The sequence below is a fragment of the Virgisporangium ochraceum genome (assembly GCF_016863655.1).
GTDB classification, from domain to species: domain Bacteria; phylum Actinomycetota; class Actinomycetes; order Mycobacteriales; family Micromonosporaceae; genus Virgisporangium; species Virgisporangium ochraceum.
This window is the reverse complement of the sequence record NZ_BOPH01000143.1, coordinates 14,367-35,517: the sequence shown is the minus strand read 5'-3', so window position 1 is coordinate 35,517 and position 21,151 is coordinate 14,367. Positions and strand designations below refer to the sequence as shown.

Here is a 21,151-nt window from a genome sequence, read left to right as displayed (position 1 = left end):
GTTAGGTGAGGGGTCTGACAATCCGGACGGCCGTACCATCACCAGGGTGGTCGAGCACGAGGCAGATTCGCGTCGGGCGGGCATCCCGCTCGGGCGGCTCCTCGGCTTCCCCGTGCACCTCAGCCTGTCCTGGCTGGTGCTGGCCGTGCTGGTCACCATCCTCTACGGCGAACCGGGCGCCTACGCCTGGGGTGCGGTGTTCGTGCTCGGGCTGCTCGTCTCCGTCCTGCTGCACGAGCTCGGCCACGCCGTCGCCAGCAGGAGGCTCGGCACCGGTGTGAAGGGCATCACGCTGGAGTTCCTCGGCGGCTACACCGAGATGGAGCGCGACGCGCCGCGTCCCCGGGTCGAGGCCGCCGTGTCGTTGGCCGGCCCCGGCGCGTCCCTGCTGGTGGCGCTCGTGGCCGGCGCCGGCGCCGCGGCGCTGCCCGACGACGGCACCGTGACCCGGCTCCTCGTGCACCTGGCGGTGAGCAACGCGATCATCGCGGTCTTCAACGCGCTGCCGGGCCTGCCGCTCGACGGTGGCCGCGCCCTGCACGCGCTGGTCTGGGCGGTCACCGGCGACCGGCACCGGGGCCAGCGGATCGCCGGGGTCGCCGGGATCGTGCTGGCGGTCGTGGTGGCCGGGGCGGCCGCGTGGCTGCTCGTCGCCGACCACCTGTCGCTGGTCGGCGCCGGGTTCACATTCGTGGTCGCGGGGTCGATCGGCCTGGGCGGCGGTACGGCGGTGCGGCTCGCCGCGCAGGACGCACGGCTGCGGCGGCTCGCCGTCGACCGGCTGACGCGTCCCATATTCGGGGTACCCAGCGGAACGTCGGTCGCGGAGGCCCACCGACGGGGCGGGGAGGGCGCCGTTTTCGGCGTCGTCGACCCGGACGGACGGCTGTGGGCGGTGGTCCCCGAGGCGGAGGATGCGACGGTGCCGGTCGACCGCCGCGAATCCGTCGAGATCGACGCGCTGGCCCGCCTGGTCGGCGACTACCCGTCGGTGGACAGCCACCTGACGGGCGACGACGTGCTGAAGGCCGTGGAAGCCGACCCCGTCGGCGACTACCTGGTCACGGCGGGCGAGGATGTGGTCGGCATCCTGCGCGCCTCCGACATCGAGGGGGAGCGCGTCCCGCTGACCAGAAGGAGTGGCACGTGACCGCCACGCACGCAGGCCCGAGGCACCGAGGGCCGTTCCGGGTGGGCGACCGCGTGCAGCTCACCGACCCCAAGGGCCGGCTGCACACGATCACGCTGGAGCCGGGCAGGCAGTTCCACACCCACCGGGGCATGGTCGACCACGACGCCCTGATCGGCCTTCCCGACGCCAGCGTCGTGACCAGCTCCGGCGGCACCCAGTACCTTGCGCTGCGCCCCCTGCTCGCCGACTACGTCCTCGGCATGCCCCGCGGCGCCCAGGTGATCTACCCGAAGGACGCGGCGCAGATCGTCGCGATGGGCGACGTGTTCCCGGGTGCGAAGGTGCTGGAGGCCGGTGCCGGGTCGGGTGCGTTGAGCTGCTGGCTGCTGCGCGCCGTGGGGCCGACGGGTCAGCTGTTCTCGTTCGAGCAGCGCGCCGACTTCGCGGAGATCGCCCGGCGTAACGTTTCGGCCTTCATGGGCGATGTCCCGGAGAACTGGTCCCTCACAGTGGATGACGTAGGTGCCTGCGAAGAGAACGATTTTGACCGGATAATCCTTGACATGCTCACGCCGTGGGAGCACCTGGATCTCGTCGAGCGCGCTCTCGTGCCCGGCGGGGTCTTCGTGGGCTACGTGGCGACGACGCCGCAGCTCAGCGAGCTGGTCGAGGCGTTGCGCGAGAGCGGGTGCTTCACCGAGCCGCGCGCCTGGGAGACCCTCGTGCGTGACTGGCACGCCGAGGGCCTGGCGGTCCGCCCGGACCATCGCATGATCGCCCACACGGCGTTCCTGGTCACGGCCCGTCGTATGGCACCCGGCGTCGTGGCCCCGCCGCGGCGGCGCAAGCCGAGCAAGGGCGCGGAGGCGTACCAGCTCAAGCGCGCGGCGGCGGCCGCCGGCGCCGTCGTGGGTTCGAAAGGCAATGGGACGCACGTTCCCACGGCGCCTCCAGCAGGCGTCCCGGACGACCCCATGGTGAGCAGCACGACGGTCGGCGGGGCCGTCGACGAACAGGTGGCCGGCCGGGCCGCCGGTGGGGGCACCAACGGCAACGGGACTGCCGAGGTGAACCCGGGCGAGGGGGGCCCATGACGCGTAGCAGCTTTGGGAACGAGATGCCGGCGGTCTTCCCGGACTGGTCTCCGTACACGGAGCTGGACTCGGCGGCCCGCGCGTACCTGAGGGACCCGGAGATCGCGCTCGACGCGCTCGCCGGGGTCATGCGTGGCTCCCAGGTGCTCGGCTTCACGCTGGAGCGCTTCGTGAACGAGGTCAACGGGGTGTGGCAGGAGGTCGTCGTCTGTGACGGCACCCGGCTGGTGCTCTGGCACGGCGAGGACCTGCCCCCCGGTGACGGCCCGCCCGGGTCGATGTCGTCGTCGCTGCGGGTGGTGGCCCTGTCGGCGGTGACGGAGGTGGGCTGCCGGCGGCGGCTCACCCGTACCGGCGGCGGCCAGGTGCGCGTCGACAGCATCGACGTCTACCTGCTGCTCAGCTCGCTCGACGAGACCAGCGCCGGCCCCGGCATGGCCGCCGCGGAGGACGGCGGGCCGGTGATCCGCCACGACGCGCTGCGCTTCGGCAAGACCCTCGACGACGGCGGGGCGGGTCAGATCGGGCGGTTGGAGGAGTTCGCCCGGCTTGTCTCGTCTCTCGTCGGACGGCCGATGATCTGAGCGGCCCGTGACCGGCGCGCGGTTACGCCGCGTCGGCGTCCGGACCGGCGACCGGTGCGCCGTCGCTCACGCGGGTGACGTGGATGCACTCGCCCGGGCACTCCTTGGCCGCGTCGATGACGTGCAGCGTGAGACCGGCCGGCACGCCGACCCGGGCGCCGGGTTCGAGCTTGAGATCGCCGTCGCCGTCCTTGACGTAGGCCAGGCCGTCGACGTCGAACTCGAACACCTCGGGCGCGTACTGCACGCAGAGGCCGTCGCCGGTGCACAGGTCCTGGTCGACCCGCACCTGCAGCTCGTCGGACACTGTGTCGGACACTGGTCCTCCTCCGTTGGTCGGCGGTTCCGACGGTACCCGACCCCACCGCCCCGGCCGAGGGGCGGCGCGGGCGCCGCGGGGGTGTCGGTCGTCACCCGAACCGGTGAGCCGCCACGCCGCGCGACCCGCCCGGGATCGCGCGTGACGCACGGCTCAGCGGCGCCCCGGCGGTCGCCGACGGTGACCCGGTCACCCGCGCCACCGGCCGGATGTGCCGTCCGTTGGTGACGGATGGGTGAACCCGACACCAACGCGGCCAAGAAACCGTGGGCGATGCAACGGGACTAGGCGCCAGATGAGCAGTTAGTGTTAGAGCACAACGTTTAACCCCCGGGGAGGTGGGACGTGGCACGCAGCGACGACGCGGATGCGCGCGCCGCACGGTGGGAGAGGGATGCGCACGACCTCGCCACCCAGGTCGCGTACCTCCAAGAGGAGCTCGCCCTGGTTCGGCGGAAGCTGACCGAGAGCCCTCGTCATGTACGCCAACTGGAGGAACGCCTGGCGGCCGCCCAGGCACAGGTGTCTCGGATGACCGAGAACAACGAGCGGTTGGTGGCCACGCTCAAGGAGGCACGGGCCCAGATCATCACCCTCAAGGAAGAGGTTGACCGACTGGCCCAGCCACCGAGTGGCTACGGGGTCTTCCTGACCAGGCACGAGGACGGCACGGCCGACGTCTTCACCGGCGGCCGCAAGCTGCGGGTGGCGGTGTCGCCGGCGCTCGACCTCGACGAGCTCAAGCGTGGCCAGGAGGTCCTGCTCAACGACGCGCTCAACGTCGTCGACGCGTTCGGGTTCGAACGGGCCGGCGAGGTCGTCATGCTGAAGGAGGTGCTGGAGGCACCGGAGGGCGAGCGCGCCGACCGGGCTCTGGTCATCTCCCACGCCGACGAGGAGCGCATCGTCTATCTGGCCGAATCGCTCACGGACGTGCCGTTGCGGCCGGGTGACTCGCTCATGGTGGAGCCCCGCTCGGCGTACGCGTACGAGCGCATCCCGAAGAGCGAGGTCGAGGAGCTGGTCCTGGAGGAGGTGCCCGACGTCGACTACACCGACATCGGTGGCCTCGACCGGCAGATCGAGCAGATCCGCGACGCGGTGGAGCTGCCGTTCCTGCACGCGGACCTGTTCCGTGAGCACCAGCTCCGGCCGCCGAAGGGCATCCTGCTCTACGGCCCGCCCGGGTGCGGTAAGACGCTCATCGCCAAGGCGGTGGCGAACTCGCTGGCGAAGAAGATCGCCGAGCGGCGGGGTGAGGAGAAGCACACCAGCTACTTCCTCAACATCAAGGGTCCCGAGCTCCTCAACAAGTACGTCGGTGAGACGGAGCGCCACATCCGGCTGGTGTTCCAGCGGGCCCGCGAGAAGGCCGGCGAGGGCACGCCGGTCATCGTGTTCTTCGACGAGATGGACTCGGTGTTCCGCACCCGCGGCTCCGGCGTGTCGTCCGACGTCGAGAACACGATCGTCCCGCAGCTGCTCAGCGAGATCGACGGCGTGGAGGGCCTGGAGAACGTCATCGTGATCGGTGCCTCCAACCGGGAGGACATGATCGACCCCGCCATCCTGCGGCCCGGCCGGCTCGATGTGAAGATCAAGATCGAGCGTCCGGACGCCGAGGCGGCGAAGGACATCTTCTCCAAGTACATCCTCACCGACCTGCCGCTGCACGCCGACGACATCGACCAGAACGGTGGCTCGCGCGACGCCTGCGTCGCGGCGATGATCCAGGCCACGGTGCTGCGGATGTACTCGGAGACCGAGGAGAACCGGTTCCTCGAGGTCACCTACGCCAACGGTGACAAGGAGGTCCTGTACTTCAAGGACTTCAACTCCGGCGCGATGATCCAGAACATCGTCGACCGGGCGAAGAAGATGGCCATCAAGGACTTCCTCGGCAACGGTCAGAAGGGGCTGCGCCTGCAGCACCTGCTCGACTCGTGCGTCGACGAGTTCCGCGAGAACGAAGACCTTCCGAACACGACCAACCCCGACGACTGGGCCCGCATCTCCGGCAAGAAGGGCGAGCGGATCGTCTACATCCGCACCCTGGTGTCCGGTGGCAAGGGCGCCGAGGCCGGCCGCTCGATCGAGACGGCCAGCAACACCGGTCAGTACCTGTAACGCATACCTGGAACGCTCGGTACCTGTAACGCACAGCAACGAGGAAGCGCCGGCCGCGTGCCGGCGCTTTTTCGTGCCACCGTATTGACCAGGAACGGGTGTCTTGTCGGACAGAAGCGTGCGCGCCGGGTTCGGAGGTGTCGGAGCGAACGGCTATTGTCTGTCCGTTCCGATTCCTCGCGGCCGATGGCTGCGCTCGTTCGAGTGAGGCGTACCTGGTGACCGAAGCGAGTCCGGTTTTCATCCATCCGACGGCTGAGGTCGAGGAGGGAGCGTCGATCGGGGCCGGTACGAAGGTCTGGCACCTCGGTCATGTCCGCGGTTCCGCCCGGATCGGCGCCGGTTGCACGATCGGTCGCAACGTCTACGTCGACGGAGACGTCACCATCGGTGACGACGTGAAGATCCAGAACAACGTGTCGGTGTACAAGGGCGTGACCATCGAGAGCAGGGTCTTCGTCGGGCCCAGCGCCGTCTTCACCAACGACCTGCGTCCGCGGGCGACCGGCGACTGGGCGGTCACGCCCACGCTGGTCCGCACGGGCGCGTCGATCGGAGCCAACGCCACGCTGGTCTGCGGGGTCACCATCGGCGAGTACGCGATGGTGGCGGCCGGCGCGGTGGTCACGAAGGACGTCGCGCCGCACCAGCTCGTAGCCGGTAACCCCGCCCGCCCGTTGGGCTGGGTGAACCGCGATGGCGAGGTGGTCGCGCGGGGCGCGGAGAGGCCGTCGGACGACGTCCTGAACAGCAGCGCGGAGGGGAGCGCCAACCAGATGACGCCGATCCCGATCACCCGGGTCGTGGTGACGCCGGAGCAGGAGGCGGCGGTGCTCGCCGTCCTGCGCTCGGGGGTCCTGGCCCAGGGGCCGGTCGTGAAGAAGCTGGAGGACGGCTTCGCGGAGCTGCACGGCGTGCCGCACGCGGTGGCGGTGTCGAACGGCACGGTCGCGCTGGAGGCGGCGCTCGAGGCGCTCGGCGTCGGCCCCGGCGACGAGGTGATCACCACGTCGTTCAGCTTCGCGGCGACGCTCAACGCGATCCTCCGTTCCGGCGCCACGGTGCGCCTGGCCGACATCACCGACGACTACACGATCGACCCGGCCTCGGTCGAGGCGCTGATCACCCCGCGCACGAAGGTGATCATGCCGGTCCACCTGTACGGCCTGCCGGCCGACATGGCCGCGATCCAGGCGATCGCCGACCGGCACGGCCTGAAGATCGTCGAGGACGCCGCGCAGGCGCACGCCGCGGGCATCGGCGACCGGTCGGTGGGCTCGTGGGGCGTCGGCTGCTTCTCGCTGTACGCCACCAAGAACATGCACAGCGGTGAGGGCGGGCTCGTCACCACCACCGACGACGCGGTGGCCGACCGGCTGCGCCTGCTGCGCAACCAGGGCATGCGGGTCCGGTACATGTACGAGGCCGCCGGTCACAACTGGCGCATGACCGACCTGCAGGCCGCGATCGCGGTGCCGCAGCTCGCGACGCTGGCCGAGACGGCGGCCGTGCGGGCCGCCAACGCCGCCGCCCTGTCCGAGGGCCTCGCCGACGTGCCGGGCCTGATCACGCCGGTGACGCCGCAGGGACGCACCCACGTGTGGCACCAGTACACGCTGCGACTGGCCGACGACGCGCCGATCACCCGTGACCAGCTCACCAAGAATCTGGAGCACGCCGGAGTCGGCTTCGGTCTGTACTATCCCAGGCTCATGCACCACTACGAGTGCTACGAGGGTCATCCGCAGATCGCGGGCGACCTCACCCCGACAGCCGAACGGGCCGCCGCGAACGTCGTGTCGGTTCCCGTCCACCAGTGGTTGTCCGCCGATGACCTGGCCCGCATCGTGGCCGCAGTCCGAGGAGCGTTCAGTGCCTAAACTCGCCATCGTCGGTGCCGGAATCATGGGCGCCAACCACGGCCGGGTCGCCGGCTCGATCCGGGAGTTCACCGTCACGGCGGTGTGCGACAACGACCTCGAGCGGGCCGCCATGATGGCGAAGCCGCACGACGCGCTCGCCACGAGCAGCATCGAGGAGGCCATCGACGCGGCCGACTGCGTCGTGCTGGCCACGCCGAGCGAGACGCACGCCGAGCTCGGCACGCGCGTCCTGAAGAGCGGCCGTGACCTGCTGGTCGAGAAGCCGATCGCGACCAGCGCGGCCGACGCGCGGGCGCTCATCGAGGCGGCCGAGGCGAACAACCGGATCCTGATGGTCGGCCACATCGAGCGGTTCAACCCGGCGGTCACCGAACTGGTGCGGCTGGTGCAGGACCCGGTGGCGCTGGAGATCACCCGCGTCGGGCCGTTCACCGGCCGGCTCCTCGCCGACGTGGTGCTCGACCTCATGATCCACGACATCGACCTGGCCCGCGCGGCGATCGGGTCGGAGATCGTCCACGTGTCGGCGGTCGGCCGCGCGGTGCGCTCCGGCGACATCGACCTGGCCACCGCGCTGCTGACGTTCGAGAACGGCGTGATCGCCAACATCACCGCCAGCCGGGTCAGCCAGACCAAGATCCGGCGGATCAGCCTCACCCAGCGCGACAACGCGGTGGTCGCCGACCTGCTGCGCCAGCACGTCGAGGTGCACCGGATCGAGCACTCGGAGTACCTGTCCGACGGTGGCGCCCGGTACCGGCAGAGCGGTCTCGTCGAGATCCCGTTCCTCGCCCAGCACGGTGAGCCGCTCATGCACGAACTGCGTCACTTCGCCGCCTGCGTGCAGGAGCGCCGGACGCCGCTGTCGAGCGGCATCGACGGTCTGGCCGCGCTCGAGGTGGCGATCTCCATCCGGGACCAGATTCTCGCGGGGTAGTCGTCGTGTACAAGGACCACAAGATCGCGGCCGTGGTGCCCGCGTACAACGAGAGCAAGCTGATCGGTAAGACGATCATGACGATGCCCGACTACGTCGACCTCATCGTCGTGGTCAACGACAAGTCGACCGACGACACCTCGGCGCAGGCCCGGGCGGTCGACGACCCGCGGGTCCACGTGATCGACCACGAGGTCAACCAGGGTGTCGGCGGCGCGATCATCACCGGTCACCGCAAGGCGCTGGAGATGGGCGCCGACGTCAACGTCATCATGGCCGGCGACGCCCAGATGGACCCGCAGTACCTGCCCGACCTGCTCGACCCGATCTGCGAGCACGGCTACGAGTTCACCAAGGCCAACCGGTTCTACTCGCGCACCGGCTACTCGACGATGCCGTTCATGCGGGCCGCCGGCAGCATCGCGTTGTCGTTCGCCACGAAGGTGGCCAGCGGCTACTGGAACCTCTTCGACCCGCAGAACGGGTACACGGCGGTCAAGCGCACGGCGCTCAACCGCCTGCCGCTCGACCGGGTCGCCCGCAGCTACGCGTTCGAGAACGACTTCCTCATCTGGCTCAACATCGCCAACGCGCGGGCCAAGGACGTCTCGGTGCCGGCGCTGTACGGCGAGGAGGTGTCCACGATGAACCTGCGCAAGGTCACGTGGACGATCGGCAGCCTGCTCGTCACCGGGTTCTGGCGCCGGATGCTGCGCAAGCACGTGCTGCAGTCGTTCTCGGCCGTCGCGTTGCTGTTCTTCACCGGGCTGGCGCTGGTGACGTTCGGCGCGCTCGTCGGCGTGTGGGTGCTGTACGAGACGCTCGGTACGCCCGTGGCGACCACGGGTAGCGTCCTGCTCTCGGTCGGTCCGCTGCTCACCGGCATCCACATGCTGGTGAACGCGCTGATGCTCGATATCCAGTCGACACCGGACTAGCCTGACCCGGTTATCCACCCCCAACTCAGAGAGAGAACCGAGTCTTGGCCTCGAGCACCCGGACCACCACGGGCGCAGACCCCGACGGCACCGGTCCGAACGGCACAGGTCCGAACGGCACCGGTCCGAACGGGGCCGACCCCGACGGCGCCGAACCGGCCGCCGGCCGGCTCGACCCGCCGCCGGACGCCGAGCCGCGCGACCCCGCCGACGACGCTGCCGCGGCCGACGCCGGTCCGGCGCGCACCTGGACCCAGCGGCTCCTCGGCTGGCCGGCCCAGGCCGCGGCGAGCACGCTGCTGCTCGCGCTGATGTCGCACCTGCGGTACCTGTACAACGCCGGCGACCGCGACCACACGGTGCTGTCGCCGCTGGGCATGCGCTGGGCCGACCCCGACGCGTTCAAGGGCGACTGGACGCTCGACAACGCGCCGCAACCGCACTGGGTGTTCGACATCGTCACCTACATCGGGGCGAGCACCGGCACCCTCGGCCTGGTCTACGTGCTCTACTGGCTGGCCACGATGGCCGCCTTCGGGGTCGCCACCACGCTGCTCGCCCGCACCTGGGTGCCGCGGGTGTCGTGGTTCGCGGTCATCGCGGTCACGGTCGTCACCGCGATCGGCCCGCTGTACGTGCTCGGCTCCGGGGTTCAGTTCTACGCCACCGCGCTGCCCAACGCCCTCGGCGGCAACCTGCTCTACCTGTGCGCCGCCGCGCTGCTGGTCGGCCGGCACCGGCTCGCCGCCGCGGCCGGGGTCGCCACGGCGCTGGCCCACGTGCAGCACGGCGTCGTCGCGCTGGTGCTGATGCTGCTGCTGGCCACGGCGTTCGCCGTGTTCCGGCGCCGGATCGAGTGGTGGCTCGTCGGCGCGTCGGCCCTGACGGTCGGCATCGTCGTGTTCAACCTGAAGCTCCGCCCGGTCGCCGGCGACCTGAAGGACTTCCAGGAGGTCTGCGGCGTCCTCATCCCGTACCACTGTGAAGCCACGTCGTGGCTGTTCAACATCTTCTGGGGCGGCATCGCGTTCATCTCGATGGCGCTGCTGACGTTCGCGTTCATCGGCCGGCGCGAGCTGCTGCGCTGGGTCGTGGTGGTGGTGCTGCCGGTCCTCGGGCTGACCGCCGGGGTGCTCGCCGACCGGCTCAACGTGCCGACGCTCGGGCTCGCCGCACAGGGCCTCAACGTGTACCGGCTGTCGATCGAGCTGTTCCCGTTCGCCGTGTGGGGCCTGCTCGCCGCGACGTTCGCCCCGCTGAGCGTCCGCTGGCGGTGGATCACGATGGCCGCCACGCTGTTCCTCGGCTCGTACGCGCTGCGGTCGGGGTACTGGGCGCTGCCCGGCGAGTTCAACTGGTGGCGCGAGCGCAACGAGGTCACCTCGGTGCCGTGGCTGTTCGTCGCCGGGCTGTTCCTGCTGGCCGCGGTCGTCGTGCAGACGGTGCCCGGCCTGGTGCCGGAGCGCCGGTGGACCAGGCCGCAGTGGCTGGCGCAGGCGTCGGTCGGCGCCGGCATCCTCGTTCTGGTGCTCGCCGGCATCGCCGGCAACCAGTTCGCGGTGCGCACGTTCGACCCGCGCTTCTTCCCCTACCCCGCGCTCAGCGCCTGGGGCGAGGAGGTGCGCAAGGTCGTCCCGCCGGGGGAGCAGCTGCTCATGCCGCCGTCGAACACGCGGGTGCGCATCGCCACCCAGCGCGGGGTGGTGCTCGACTGCAAGCTGGCCCCGTACGGCGGCGCGGCGTGGCACGAGTACCGCAGCCGCATGGAGGCCATCGGCGGCTTCGCCGAGTGCGGCTCGTACGGCTGGCGGTCGGTCAACGCGGTCCAGCTCGCCGACCTCGCGCGTCGCTACGGCGCCGACTACATCGTCGTCCGCTCCGACGAGCAGACCGACGTGACCATCGCCGCCGACCTCACCGCACAGGGGTGGGTCCAGGTGGCCGCAGAGCGACCCGGCGCCCCCTTCCGGGTGTTCAAGGCACCGTGGGAGACCCAGTGAAGGTCAGCTACATCATCCCCGCGCACAACAGTGCGGCCGTGATCCAGAACTCCCTCGAGGAGATCGCCAAGCGGCTCACCGACCTCGACGGGGAGATCATCGTCGCCGAGAACGGGTCGCGCGACGGCACCATCGAGATCCTGGCCGACGTCGCGGCCAGCTGGCCCCACACCGGTCCGACGCTGCGGGTGATCACCACGGCGCGGGGACTCGGCCACGCGCTGCGCGAGGGCATCGCCGCCACCACCGGCCGCACCATCGTGTTCACCGCCGACGACCTGCCCTTCGGCTTCGACGAGCTCGACGCGTTCGAGCGCATGGGCTTTCCGGAGCGCACGATCGTGATCGGCTCCAAGGCGCACCCGGAGTCGGTGGTGCTGCGCTCGCTGCTGCGCAACACGCTGACCGGCGGCCTGCGGATCCTGCGCCGGGTCGTGCTCGGCATGCGCACCGCCGACCCGCAGGGCACCTACGTCATGGACGGCGAGTGGGCCCGGACGCTGCAGCCCGACCTGCGCGAGAGCGGCTTCCTCATCACCACCGAGATCGCGTTCGCGGCCGACCTGGCCGGGATCCCGGTGGTCGAGGTGCCGGTGCGGCTGCGGGAGTCCGGGCACCGCACCCGGATCCGGGCCGGCGACGTGGTCAACATGTTCACCGGCACACTCGCCCTGCGCAAACGGCGCCGGGCGCTCGAGCGGGCAGTCGGGACCAACGGGGGGCAGAGGTGACGAGCGTGGCGACGCCCGGCGTCGACGAGGTGGCGGCCGCACCGGCGCCGAAACCGAGCGGACTCCGCCGGTTCCTGATGATCGCCGTGCGGGTGGTGTTCACCGCCGCCGTGCTCGGGTTCGTCACCTACACCACGATCGACCAGTGGTCGGAGGTGCGGGCCACCATCGCATCACTGGCCTGGCCGTCCATCGTTCTCTCCGGTGTGATGGTGCTCGCCGGGCTCTTCGCGCAGACGCTGGCCTACCAGGCCGCGCTGCGCGACGTCGGGCACCGGGTGAGCGTGCGCACCACCAGCCAGATCTACCTGATCGGCCTGCTGGGCAAGTACGTGCCGGGCAGCATCTGGAGCTTCGTGCTGCAGATGGAGCTGGGCCGGCGCGCCAAGCTGCAGCGCCCGCGGGTCATCGTCGCGTCGCTGCTGGTCGTCGGGCTGTCGACGGTCGCGGCGTTCCTGCTGGGACTGTTCGGCCTGCCGGTGCTGTTCGACATCGACCGCGCCGTGACGATCGCGATCGCCGCGATGGTGCCGGTCGCCCTGGTGTGCGCCCACCCGCGCGTGCTCACCTTCATGATCAACCTGTTCCTGAAGGTCGTGAAGCGGTCGCCGCTCGGCGAGCCGATCAGCTGGTCGGCCGTCGGCATGATCGTGCTGTGGAGCAGCCTCGGCTGGACGTTCTTCGGCATCCACCTGTGGCTGCTGGCCAACGCCACCGCCGCGCCCGGCATCGGCGGCGTGTTCCGCTGCATCGGCGCGATCGCGCTGGCGATCACCGCCGGCATCGTCGCGTTCCTGGCCCCGTCGGGCATCGGCGCCCGCGAGTCGGTCATCGTCGCCGCGCTGGCGCCGTACGTCCCGCTGGGTACCGCGACCGGCATCGCGCTCGCGTCCCGCCTGATCTTCACCGTCGGTGAGCTGATCGCGGCGACGATCGCCGCGCTCAGCGGGCTGGGCGAGGTCCGCGCGGCCCGCGCGGCGATCAAGCGCACGATGGCGTCCGCCGAGGGCGAGGTCGTCCCGCCGGTCAGTGTCGTCGCCGAGGACCGGCCCACGGGTGACCGGGAGAGCACGCCCGCCGCCGACACCGACACCACCACCGACTCCGGAGGTCGTTGAGCCATGCCGTTCCGGGGCGTACGCCTGTGGCTCCTCGCGTTCGCCGCGTTCTTCCTGATGATCGGCGGCTGGGCGCTGGCCGCCCCGTACGACGGCTCCGCCGACGAGCACGACCACATCTACCGCGCCGTCGGCATCTGGAACGGCGACCTCGCACCCGAACCGGCCAACGCCGTGCGCGGCAGCGGCGCGTTCGTCCGGGTGCCCCGCGGCCTCGTGGTGCCCGACGAGCCGTGCTGGCAGTTCAAGCCGGGCATGCCCGCCTCCTGCGCGCCCGAGCCCACCTCCGACGCCACCACCGTGCGGGTCGGCACCGGCGCCGGCCGCTACCACCCCGGCTACTACGCGGTGGTCGGCGTGCCGCTGAAGCTGTTCCCCGGCTGGTCCGGGGTGCTGCTGGCCCGGCTGCTCACCGGCGCCGGCGCCGCCGCCCTGCTCGCCGCCTCCGTGGTCACGATCGTCACCTACTTCCGGCGCCGGCTCATGCTCGCCGGCCTGCTGGTCGCGGTCACCCCGATGGCGCTGCACTTCTTCGGCGCCGTGAACCCGAACGGCCTGGAGATCGCCGCCGGCGTCGGCCTGTTCACCGCGCTCATCCCGCTGCTGCTCGGCCGGCTCGACACCGTGCCGCGCGGGCTGCTCGTGCTCGCCGGCACCAGCGCGGTGCTGCTCGCCTCGCTGCGCCCCACCGGCCTGGTGTACCTGTTCTTCGGCGCGGTCGCCCTGTTCGTCCCGTTCCGTCGCGAGATCCTGCTGCGGCTGTGGGCATCGACGGCGGCCCGCCTGTGGATCGGCGGGGTCGTGCTCGCCGGGCTGGTCAACGTCGGGTACACGCTGGCGTTCAAGGGCACCGACATGGGCTCGGCGTTCCGCCAGCCGGTGACGTTCGAGCGCGGCCAGGCCCTCGTGTACGTCATGCACTACTGGGGCGAGTGGGCCAAGCAACTCGTCGGCGTGTTCAGCTGGCTCGACATCTACCTGCCCGGCTCGATGTACGTGGTCTGGCACATGGCCGCCGGCGCGCTGCTGGTGTTCGGTGCCGCGTTCGGCCACTGGACCGACCGCTGGCGGCTGGCGGTGCTCGTGTTCGGCGCCACCGGCATCCCCACGTTCCTGCAGTGGTGGTTCCTCAACGAGACCGGCTTCGTCACCCAGGGGCGGTACATGCTGCCCGGTCTCGTCGGGGTCATGATCTTCGCGGCGTGGGTGCTCGAGGAGCGCGGACTGCCGGAGCGGGCCGGCCGGTCACTGACCCGGCTCCTGCTGGTCACCGTCGTGCCGTTCCACGTGTTCAGCATGCTGTGGGCGATGGTGCGCTGGCGCAGCGGCCTGCCCGACTACGGCAAGATCGGCCTGGTGTCGCTGTGGCCGCTCAGCCGGGGCTGGCACCCGGTGGTCGGCTCGGCCCTGCCGACGCTGATGCTGGTTGTCGGCCTCGCCGGCCTGGCGTGGCTGGTCTGGCGGCTGTCGGTCCCGGTGGTCACGGCCGTCGCCACCACCGGTCCCGCCGTCGACCTGCCGGAACAGGACGGCCGTGATGACAGTGACCGCGACGACGCGGAACTCGCGACCCGGCGCCCCTGACACCCCTCATTCGATGCAACCGCATCGAGGCGGTGTCGGGCAGTAACCGCCGACTGGACTAGGCTTCATGCATGAGTGTGCGGCGGGTCATGGGTTCCGAGGTCGAATACGGCATTTCCGTACCGGGTAACCCCGGCGCCAACCCGATGGTCACCTCGTCGCAGGTGGTCAACGCCTACGGCGCCCGGCCCGAGCTGTCGCGCAACGGCCGCGCGCGGTGGGACTACGAGGAGGAGTCGCCGCTGCGCGACGCCCGCGGGTTCACCTACTCGGGCGCGTTGTACGACCCCGCGGAGGCGCTCGCCGACGAGGATCTCGGCCTGGCGAACGTGATACTGACCAACGGCGCCCGCCTCTACGTCGACCACGCGCACCCGGAGTACTCCACGCCCGAGGTCACCAACCCGCGCGACCTCGTGCTGTGGGACAAGGCGGGGGAGCGGGTGATGGCCGAGGCCGCCCGCCGCGCCGCCACCATCCCCGGCACCCAGCCGATCCACCTGTACAAGAACAACACCGACAACAAGGGCGCCAGCTACGGCACCCACGAGAACTACCTGATGAAGCGGCAGACGGCGTTCGCCGACATCGTCATGCACCTGACGCCGTTCTTCGTCACGCGGCAGATCGTCTGCGGCGCCGGCCGGGTCGGCATCGGGCAGGACGGGTCGACGCCGGGCTTCCAGATCTCCCAGCGGGCCGACTTCTTCGAGGTCGAGGTCGGCCTGGAGACCACGCTCAAGCGTCCGATCATCAACACCCGCGACGAGCCGCACGCCGACGCCGACAAGTACCGGCGGCTGCACGTCATCATCGGCGACGCGAACCTCTCCGAGATCTCGACCTACCTGAAGGTCGGCTGCGCCTCGCTCGTGCTGGCCATGATCGAGGACAAGGTGCTGCCGGCCGACCTCGGCATCGCCGACCCGGTGAGCGAGCTCAAGGCCGTCAGCCACGACCCGACGCTCACCCACCGCATCCGCCTGCGTGACGGGCGCCGCCTGACCGCCCTCGACCTGCAGTGGGCCTACTACGAGCGGGCCCGCGCCTACGTCGACGACCGGCTGGGCGCCGACGCCGACGAGGTGACCCTCGACGTGCTGGCCCGCTGGGAGAGCGTGCTCGACCGGCTCGGCCGCGACCCGATGCTGTGCGCCAAGGAGCTCGACTGGGTCGCGAAGCTGCGGCTGCTCGACGGCTACCGCGAGCGCGAGTCGCTCGGCTGGGCGTCGTCGAAACTGCAGCTCATCGACCTGCAGTACTCCGACGTGCGCCCGGAGAAGGGCCTGTACCACCGGCTGGTCGCGCGCGGGTCCATGGACCGGCTCTTCGACGACGAGGCCGTGCGCGAGGCGATGACCGAGCCGCCGGAGGACACCCGCGCCTACTTCCGTGGCCGGTGCCTGGCCCAGTACGCCGGCGAGGTCGTCGCCGCCAGCTGGGACTCGGTGATCTTCGACATCGGCCGCGAGTCGCTGGTGCGGGTTCCGATGATGGAGCCCGAGCGGGGCACCCGCAAGCACGTGGGCGCGCTGTTCGACCGGTGCGACACGGCGAAGGACCTTCTGGAGGCACTCACCGGCGGGTGAGGTGTCGCGGCCGCGGTTCGCGGTCGCGGCGAGATAGGTTTGCTCACACGGTTGAGGTGGATCGAGGAGGGGCGGTCATCATGGCCACGCGAGACACGGGCGGTCAGTCGCAGTCGGGCAAGGCCCGCAAGGACGAGGAGATCGACGAGGCGCCGGCACCGGAGGCGAATCCGGAAGTGGCCGAGCGCCACGAGAAGCTCACCGAGGATGTCGACGACCTGCTGGACGAGATCGACTCGGTGCTCGAGGAGAACGCCGAGGAGTTCGTCCGCGGGTATGTGCAAAAGGGCGGCCAGTAGTATCTTCACGCTCGACCCAGAGATCAACTGAAAGGAGCCCCGTGGCAGCGGGATTCGATCCACCGCGCCGGTTTCCGGCCGACGTAGCGCCGCCGGTGTCGTCGTCGTTCGTCGACTACCTGGCTCGTACCGCGCCCGAGCTGCTGCCCGGCCGCCGTCCCCTTCCCCCGGGCATGGCCGCCGAGGGGCTCACCCACGCCACCACGGTCGTCGCGGTCACCTTCGACGGCGGGGTGCTGATGGCGGGTGACCGGCGCGCCACCGCCGGCCACATGATCGCCAACCGGGAGATCGAGAAGGTCTACGCCGCCGACGTGTACTCCCTCGTCGGTATGGCCGGTACCGCCGGCATCGGCCTGGAGGTCATCCGGCTGTTCCAGGTGGAGCTGGAGCACTACGAGAAGATCGAGGGCGCGATGCTCTCGCTCGACGGCAAGGCCAACCGGCTCGCCACGATGATCCGCAACAACCTGGCCGCGGCCATGCAGGGCCTCGCCGTGGTGCCGCTGTTCGCCGGGTTCGACCTCGACGCGCAGGATCCCGCCAAGGCCGGTCGCATCTTCAGCTTCGACGTGGTCGGTGGGGTCTACGAGGAGACCGACTACGAGGGCATCGGCTCCGGCTCGTTGTTCGCGAAGTCGTCGCTGAAGAAGCTGCACAAGCGCGGCATGACGGCCGAGGAGGCGATCCGTGCCGCCGTCGAGGCGCTTTACGACGCCGCCGACGACGACACCGCCACCGGTGGCCCCGACCTGATCCGCAAGATCTACCCGGTGGTCATGACGGCGACCGCCGAGGGCGCCCAGCGGGTGCCCGAGGAGCAGGTGGCCGCACTCGCCCACGAGATCGTCGAGGCCCGTTCCATCTGATCGGCGCAGCCTGACCCGTCCATCCTCCGTGAGCTAAGGAGAACCCCACCGGTGGCTATGCAGTTCTACGCATCACCCGAGCAGGTGATGCGGGACCGCTCTGAGTACGCCCGCAAGAACATCGCCCGGAGCCGGGCCGCGATCGTGTTGAGCTACGAGGGCGGCGTGCTGCTGGTCACCGAGAACGTGTCGACGGCGCTGCACAAGATCTCGGAGATCTACGACCGCATCGGCTTCTGCGCGGTCGGCCGCTACAACGAGTTCGAGACACTGCGCGCCTTCGGTGTGCGGCTCGCCGACCTGCGCGGCTACTCCTACGACCGGCGGGACGTCACCGGCCGGGCGCTGGCCAACGCCTACGCGCAGAACCTGGGCGCGATCTTCACCGACCAGACGAAGCCGTTCGAGGTGGAGATCTGCGTCGCCGAGGTGGGCCGCACGCCCGACCGCGACGAGCTGTACCGCAACAACTTCGACGGGTCGGTGCAGACCGAGAAGGGCTTCCTGGTCATCGGCGGCCAGGCCGAGCCGGTGCTCAACGTGGTGCGCGAGCGGCACAACTCCGACATGAGCCTCACCGAGGCGCTGACGATGGCTGTCGACGCGTTGTCGAGCGTCGGTGGCGAGGGCGGCAACAAGCGCGACATTCCGCGGCACCAGTTCGAGGTCGCGGTGCTCGACCGGCGCAAGGCCGGCCGCACGTTCCGCCGCATCACCGGTGCCGCCCTCGACGCGCTGCTCGACGGCTCGGCGAAGAAGGCCGAGGACACCGCACCGGCGGTCGCGGTGTCGCCGGCACCGGCGAAGAAGGACGACCCGCCGCCGGCGCCGGCCGAGGACTCCGACGCCCGCGCCCGCGCGACGGACAACCCCGGCACGACCGAGGAGACCTCTACCTCCGACGAGACGACCTCCGAGGAGGAGTAGCCGCTACGCGGCCAGCACGGTCAGTCCGACGGCGCCGAGGATGGCGCCGAAGCTGACGACCACGCTGCCCGCGACGATCGCGACCGGCCGCACCCGGGTGTGGCCGGTCGTTTCGTGTCCGGGCCGGTGCAGGTCGGGCAGGCGCACCGCGATCGCCGTGACGATCAGCCAGGCCGTGCCGAGGAGCCAGCCGGCGGCGACGTCGCTGGGGTAGTGCACGCCGAGGTAGATCCGCGACAGCCCGATCCCGATGGCCAGGGCCGCCGCGGCCACCCACGCGGTGGCGATGACGACCCGTTTCGCGGTGAGCGTCGACACCAGCCAGGCGACCGTGCCCAGCACGGCGACGGCGCTCGTCGAGTGGCCCGACGGGAACGAGAAGCCGTCCTCGACGATGGCCCGCTGCAGCGGGTCGGGCCGGTCGCGGCCGATGATCAGCTTGATCGTCGCGACCAGCAGCGCGCCGCCGAGCCCGGCGACGGCCGCCACGACGACCGGGCTCCAGGACCGCTGCCGGTACGCGACGAGGAACGCGACCCCGGCGAGCAGACCGGTGAGCAGCGCCTTGCCGCCGACGTCGGTCAGCGCGATCACCACGCTGTTGTCCCAGGCGGCCCGCTGGTCGGCGATCCACGCGATGAGCCGCCGGTCGAACGCGGTCAGCTCGTCGTCCTCGGTGACCTCGGCGAGTATCGACACGAACATCGTCACGAGGCCGACCACGGCGGCCACGCCGAGAACGAGGACCAGCACCACCATCGGCACCCGGTCGGTGAGCCACGACAGGGCCCGCGGCGCGACGATCCGGCCCCGCACGCGCCGGGCCGCCGGAGTCACCGCCGCGACGACCCCGAACGAGACGAGCACCGCGACCACGATGAGCCCGGCGCTGACGAACGTCGTGCCACCCACCGGCGCAAGCCTAGTGGGTGACGACCTGGACGCGGTCGGGGTAGCGCTGGGCGACCAGGGTGGCGGCGTCGACGTTCGTCGGGGCGTCGGGGCCGGTGAGGAACCGCGCCCGCGGGTCGGAGACGTGGATGCGCACCCGCACCGGGCTCACCGACACCTGCCGCTCGAGGTCGGCGAGCGTGCGCGGGCCGCGGGTCGGGTTGAGGAAGTTGTACCAGTCGTGGCCGTACCGGTAGTTGCGCTGCAGCACCGAGCCGTAGAGCGTCCCGAAGAAGTTGCGGTACGGGTCGCCCATCAGGTCGACGTCGACGGTGTTCTCCGCCTCCGGGAACCGGCTGGCGATGAACACCGCGTCGCGGCCGCCGCCGGGGGAACCGCGGTCGATGCCGGTCGCGAGCCGCACGCCGTAGCTCGGCACGACCGCGTGGTTGCGACCGCCGGCCACGACGAAGAACCCGGCGACCGCCAGCACGACCACGGCGGTGACGGCCAGCGGCCGACGCCCGTTCGTCGTCGCGAGCCGGGCCAGCGAGCCCATCAGCACCAGCATGACGATCACGAGCACGTGCAGCAGCTTGTCGAAGTAGTAGTGCGTGCGTCCGATCGTCAGCAGCTGCCAGGCGCCCATGACCACCTGCAGCGACACGGCCGCGAGCAGCGCGAACGCGGCCATCCGCCGGGCGGGGGAGCGCAGCCCGCCGGCGGCGACCAGCCCCGCCGCGGCCAGCAGAACCAGCAGCAACGCGGCCGGCTTGTCGCTCGGCAGCGCCGTGCCCGCCGACGTGAGCAGCTGCGTGGTGGTGGCGTGCAGCAGCCCGATCGGGGTGATCGCCACGATCGGGACGGCCAGCACGCCGATCACCACCGCCTGCCAGCTGCGCCACACGCGGTAGCGGGCCACCCAGCCGAGCACCAGCAGCCCGGCGAACGGCAGGAACAGGTGGTAGGTGAACGACAACGCGATCACCAGCAGCGCGACCGTGACGATCTGGTCGATGCGACTGGTGAGCGGCCGCACCACCAGCGCGGTGAGCGCGGCGGCGACCACCAGCCCGGCGAGCTCGTTCGGGTAGCCGCGGACGAACACCGCCACCGGTTCGCCGAAGAACACCCCGGCCGCGACCACGGCCAGCGCCGCCGTCACCGCGAGCGGACGGGCGCCGGGACCCGCGATCCGGGCCGCCGACCACAGCACGACGAGCGCCAGCACCACGAACGTCACCACGTACAGCCACAGCATCGTGTCGACCGCGGTGAACGGGTCGGTGCTGCTGGTGTCGGACGAGCGGAGGAACCGGTCGACGACGGCGTACGTGTAGTAGATGCCCTGCGGGTAGGCGCGGATGCCCTCGGTCTCGGCGGCGGGGAGCAGTGTGGCGTCGCCGGGCGGGTGCAGGAACGCGAACCCGCCGAACCGGCCGATCTGTTCGAACAACGTCATGTGCCGGGCGATGTCCTCGCCGCCGGCGACGATGCCGATCCGCCCGCCGAGGTCACGCAGCGCGAACGGAACCACCGTGAGGACCGCGACGCCGACGGTGCCGGCGACGACCGCCAGGTCCGCCGGGCGGTACAGGCGCGGCGCCCGCCAGTCACGCCGCGTCGCGGCGGCGACCAGCAGCGTGAACGCGCTGCCGGCGAGCACCACCGGGTGCAGCTTGCCGACGTAGGAGAAGAACAGTCCGGCGACGACCAGCGCGCCGAACGACTGGACGATCGCGACCACCAGCCGGTCGAGCAGGGTGGTCAGGCCGCGCTGCAGGCCCACGACGGCGGCCAGGTAGACCGGGATGAGCAGCCAGTCGACGCCCACGAGGTGGGTCAGCGCCGGCACCGCCCAGGCCGCCACGAGGGCGCCCAGCAGGACCAACGGGCGCCGACCGCGTGGGTCCGCGGCCGGTGCCCGCACATCGGAGGCCGGCGCGGCTTGTGTCGACATCGGCCGAGATCGTAGCACCGGTACCGGAGCGTCACCTTCGGACCACCGCGGCTCGTGTCGATGCCTGTGTCGGCAACGCCTGACCGTCACGGTCGGTTCCGCATACGGCCCGGGTATTGTGCCGGTCAACGCCGCCGCATCGGCGCGTGCGACGCCCACCCGACCCCCG

The 21,151-nt window shown here is 71.0% G+C and carries 17 protein-coding genes and 2 pseudogenes; 16 read left to right on the top strand and 3 right to left on the bottom strand.

Going from position 1 to position 21,151, the window contains the following annotated elements:
• The first annotated feature begins 46 nt into the window (after nucleotides 1–46).
• The 3 genes and pseudogenes from Voc01_RS48230 (at nucleotide 47) to Voc01_RS48220 (ending at nucleotide 2,810) form a co-directional block, all read left to right on the top strand.
• Nucleotides 47–1,150, top strand: coding sequence for a site-2 protease family protein (locus Voc01_RS48230; RefSeq protein ID WP_203934537.1), 1,104 nt, complete (start codon nucleotides 47–49; stop codon nucleotides 1,148–1,150).
• Nucleotides 1,147–2,049, top strand: a pseudogene (locus tag Voc01_RS48225) (tRNA (adenine-N1)-methyltransferase); the annotation flags it as partial. The gene Voc01_RS48230 and the pseudogene Voc01_RS48225, both read left to right, overlap by 4 nt.
• A 173-nt stretch (nucleotides 2,050–2,222) precedes the next feature.
• On the top strand, nucleotides 2,223–2,810 hold the full coding sequence (locus Voc01_RS48220) for a hypothetical protein (RefSeq protein ID WP_203934535.1): 588 nt from the start codon (nucleotides 2,223–2,225) through the stop codon (nucleotides 2,808–2,810).
• Between the two features lie 22 nt (nucleotides 2,811–2,832).
• Here the strand turns inward: Voc01_RS48220 and Voc01_RS48215 are convergent, their stop codons facing one another.
• Nucleotides 2,833–3,129 carry a ferredoxin gene (locus Voc01_RS48215; RefSeq protein WP_203934534.1) on the bottom strand — a complete coding sequence of 99 codons (297 nt, stop codon included), beginning with the start codon at nucleotides 3,127–3,129 and terminating at the stop codon, nucleotides 2,833–2,835.
• Between the two features lie 345 nt (nucleotides 3,130–3,474).
• Between Voc01_RS48215 and arc the strand changes: the two genes are divergently transcribed.
• The 13 genes and pseudogenes from arc (at nucleotide 3,475) to prcA (ending at nucleotide 18,131) form a co-directional block, all read left to right on the top strand.
• Nucleotides 3,475–5,256, top strand: coding sequence for a proteasome ATPase (gene arc / locus Voc01_RS48210; protein WP_203934533.1), 1,782 nt, complete (start codon nucleotides 3,475–3,477; stop codon nucleotides 5,254–5,256).
• 215 nt (nucleotides 5,257–5,471) lie between these two features.
• A pseudogene (locus Voc01_RS48205) lies at nucleotides 5,472–6,008 on the top strand (acyltransferase); the annotation flags it as partial.
• 24 nt (nucleotides 6,009–6,032) lie between these two features.
• Complete coding sequence (locus Voc01_RS48200) at nucleotides 6,033–7,136, top strand: DegT/DnrJ/EryC1/StrS family aminotransferase (protein WP_203934597.1); 1,104 nt, start codon at nucleotides 6,033–6,035, stop codon at nucleotides 7,134–7,136.
• Nucleotides 7,129–8,076 (top strand): Gfo/Idh/MocA family protein, encoded by a 948-nt coding sequence (locus Voc01_RS48195; protein ID WP_203934532.1) that lies wholly within the window; start codon nucleotides 7,129–7,131, stop codon nucleotides 8,074–8,076. The genes Voc01_RS48200 and Voc01_RS48195 overlap by 8 nt, the downstream gene beginning before the upstream one ends.
• Nucleotides 8,077–8,081: 5 nt before the next feature.
• Complete coding sequence (locus tag Voc01_RS48190) at nucleotides 8,082–9,014, top strand: glycosyltransferase family 2 protein (protein ID WP_203934531.1); 933 nt, start codon at nucleotides 8,082–8,084, stop codon at nucleotides 9,012–9,014.
• A 44-nt stretch (nucleotides 9,015–9,058) separates the two neighbouring features.
• Complete coding sequence (locus Voc01_RS48185) at nucleotides 9,059–11,014, top strand: DUF6798 domain-containing protein (RefSeq protein ID WP_203934530.1); 1,956 nt, start codon at nucleotides 9,059–9,061, stop codon at nucleotides 11,012–11,014.
• Nucleotides 11,011–11,745, top strand: a complete 735-nt coding sequence (locus Voc01_RS48180) for a glycosyltransferase (RefSeq protein WP_203934529.1) — start codon at nucleotides 11,011–11,013, stop codon at nucleotides 11,743–11,745. Before Voc01_RS48185 ends, Voc01_RS48180 begins: the two co-directional genes overlap by 4 nt.
• Nucleotides 11,746–11,750: 5 nt before the next feature.
• Nucleotides 11,751–12,863 carry a lysylphosphatidylglycerol synthase transmembrane domain-containing protein gene (locus Voc01_RS48175; protein WP_203934528.1) on the top strand — a complete coding sequence of 371 codons (1,113 nt, stop codon included), beginning with the start codon at nucleotides 11,751–11,753 and terminating at the stop codon, nucleotides 12,861–12,863.
• 3 nt (nucleotides 12,864–12,866) lie between these two features.
• The gene (locus tag Voc01_RS48170) at nucleotides 12,867–14,447 is read left to right on the top strand and encodes a DUF2142 domain-containing protein (RefSeq protein WP_203934527.1); all 1,581 of its coding nucleotides are present in this window, start codon (nucleotides 12,867–12,869) and stop codon (nucleotides 14,445–14,447) included.
• Nucleotides 14,448–14,518: 71 nt separating this feature from the next.
• Nucleotides 14,519–16,036 (top strand): depupylase/deamidase Dop, encoded by a 1,518-nt coding sequence (gene dop / locus Voc01_RS48165; protein ID WP_373873970.1) that lies wholly within the window; start codon nucleotides 14,519–14,521, stop codon nucleotides 16,034–16,036.
• An 80-nt stretch (nucleotides 16,037–16,116) separates the two neighbouring features.
• The gene (locus tag Voc01_RS48160) at nucleotides 16,117–16,335 is read left to right on the top strand and encodes a ubiquitin-like protein Pup (protein WP_203934526.1); all 219 of its coding nucleotides are present in this window, start codon (nucleotides 16,117–16,119) and stop codon (nucleotides 16,333–16,335) included.
• A gap of 41 nt (nucleotides 16,336–16,376) precedes the next feature.
• On the top strand, nucleotides 16,377–17,204 hold the full coding sequence (gene prcB, locus Voc01_RS48155) for a proteasome subunit beta (protein ID WP_239161031.1): 828 nt from the start codon (nucleotides 16,377–16,379) through the stop codon (nucleotides 17,202–17,204).
• A gap of 51 nt (nucleotides 17,205–17,255) precedes the next feature.
• Nucleotides 17,256–18,131 (top strand): proteasome subunit alpha, encoded by an 876-nt coding sequence (gene prcA / locus Voc01_RS48150; protein WP_203934525.1) that lies wholly within the window; start codon nucleotides 17,256–17,258, stop codon nucleotides 18,129–18,131.
• 3 nt (nucleotides 18,132–18,134) lie between these two features.
• Here the strand turns inward: prcA and Voc01_RS48145 are convergent, their stop codons facing one another.
• Together Voc01_RS48145 and Voc01_RS48140 are read right to left on the bottom strand one after the other, a co-directional pair.
• Nucleotides 18,135–19,043 (bottom strand): phosphatase PAP2 family protein, encoded by a 909-nt coding sequence (locus Voc01_RS48145; protein WP_203934524.1) that lies wholly within the window; start codon nucleotides 19,041–19,043, stop codon nucleotides 18,135–18,137.
• 10 nt (nucleotides 19,044–19,053) lie between these two features.
• A complete protein-coding gene (locus tag Voc01_RS48140) occupies nucleotides 19,054–20,982 on the bottom strand; it encodes a hypothetical protein (RefSeq protein ID WP_203934523.1) in 1,929 nt (642 codons plus the stop codon).
• Nucleotides 20,983–21,151: the final 169 nt, after the last annotated feature.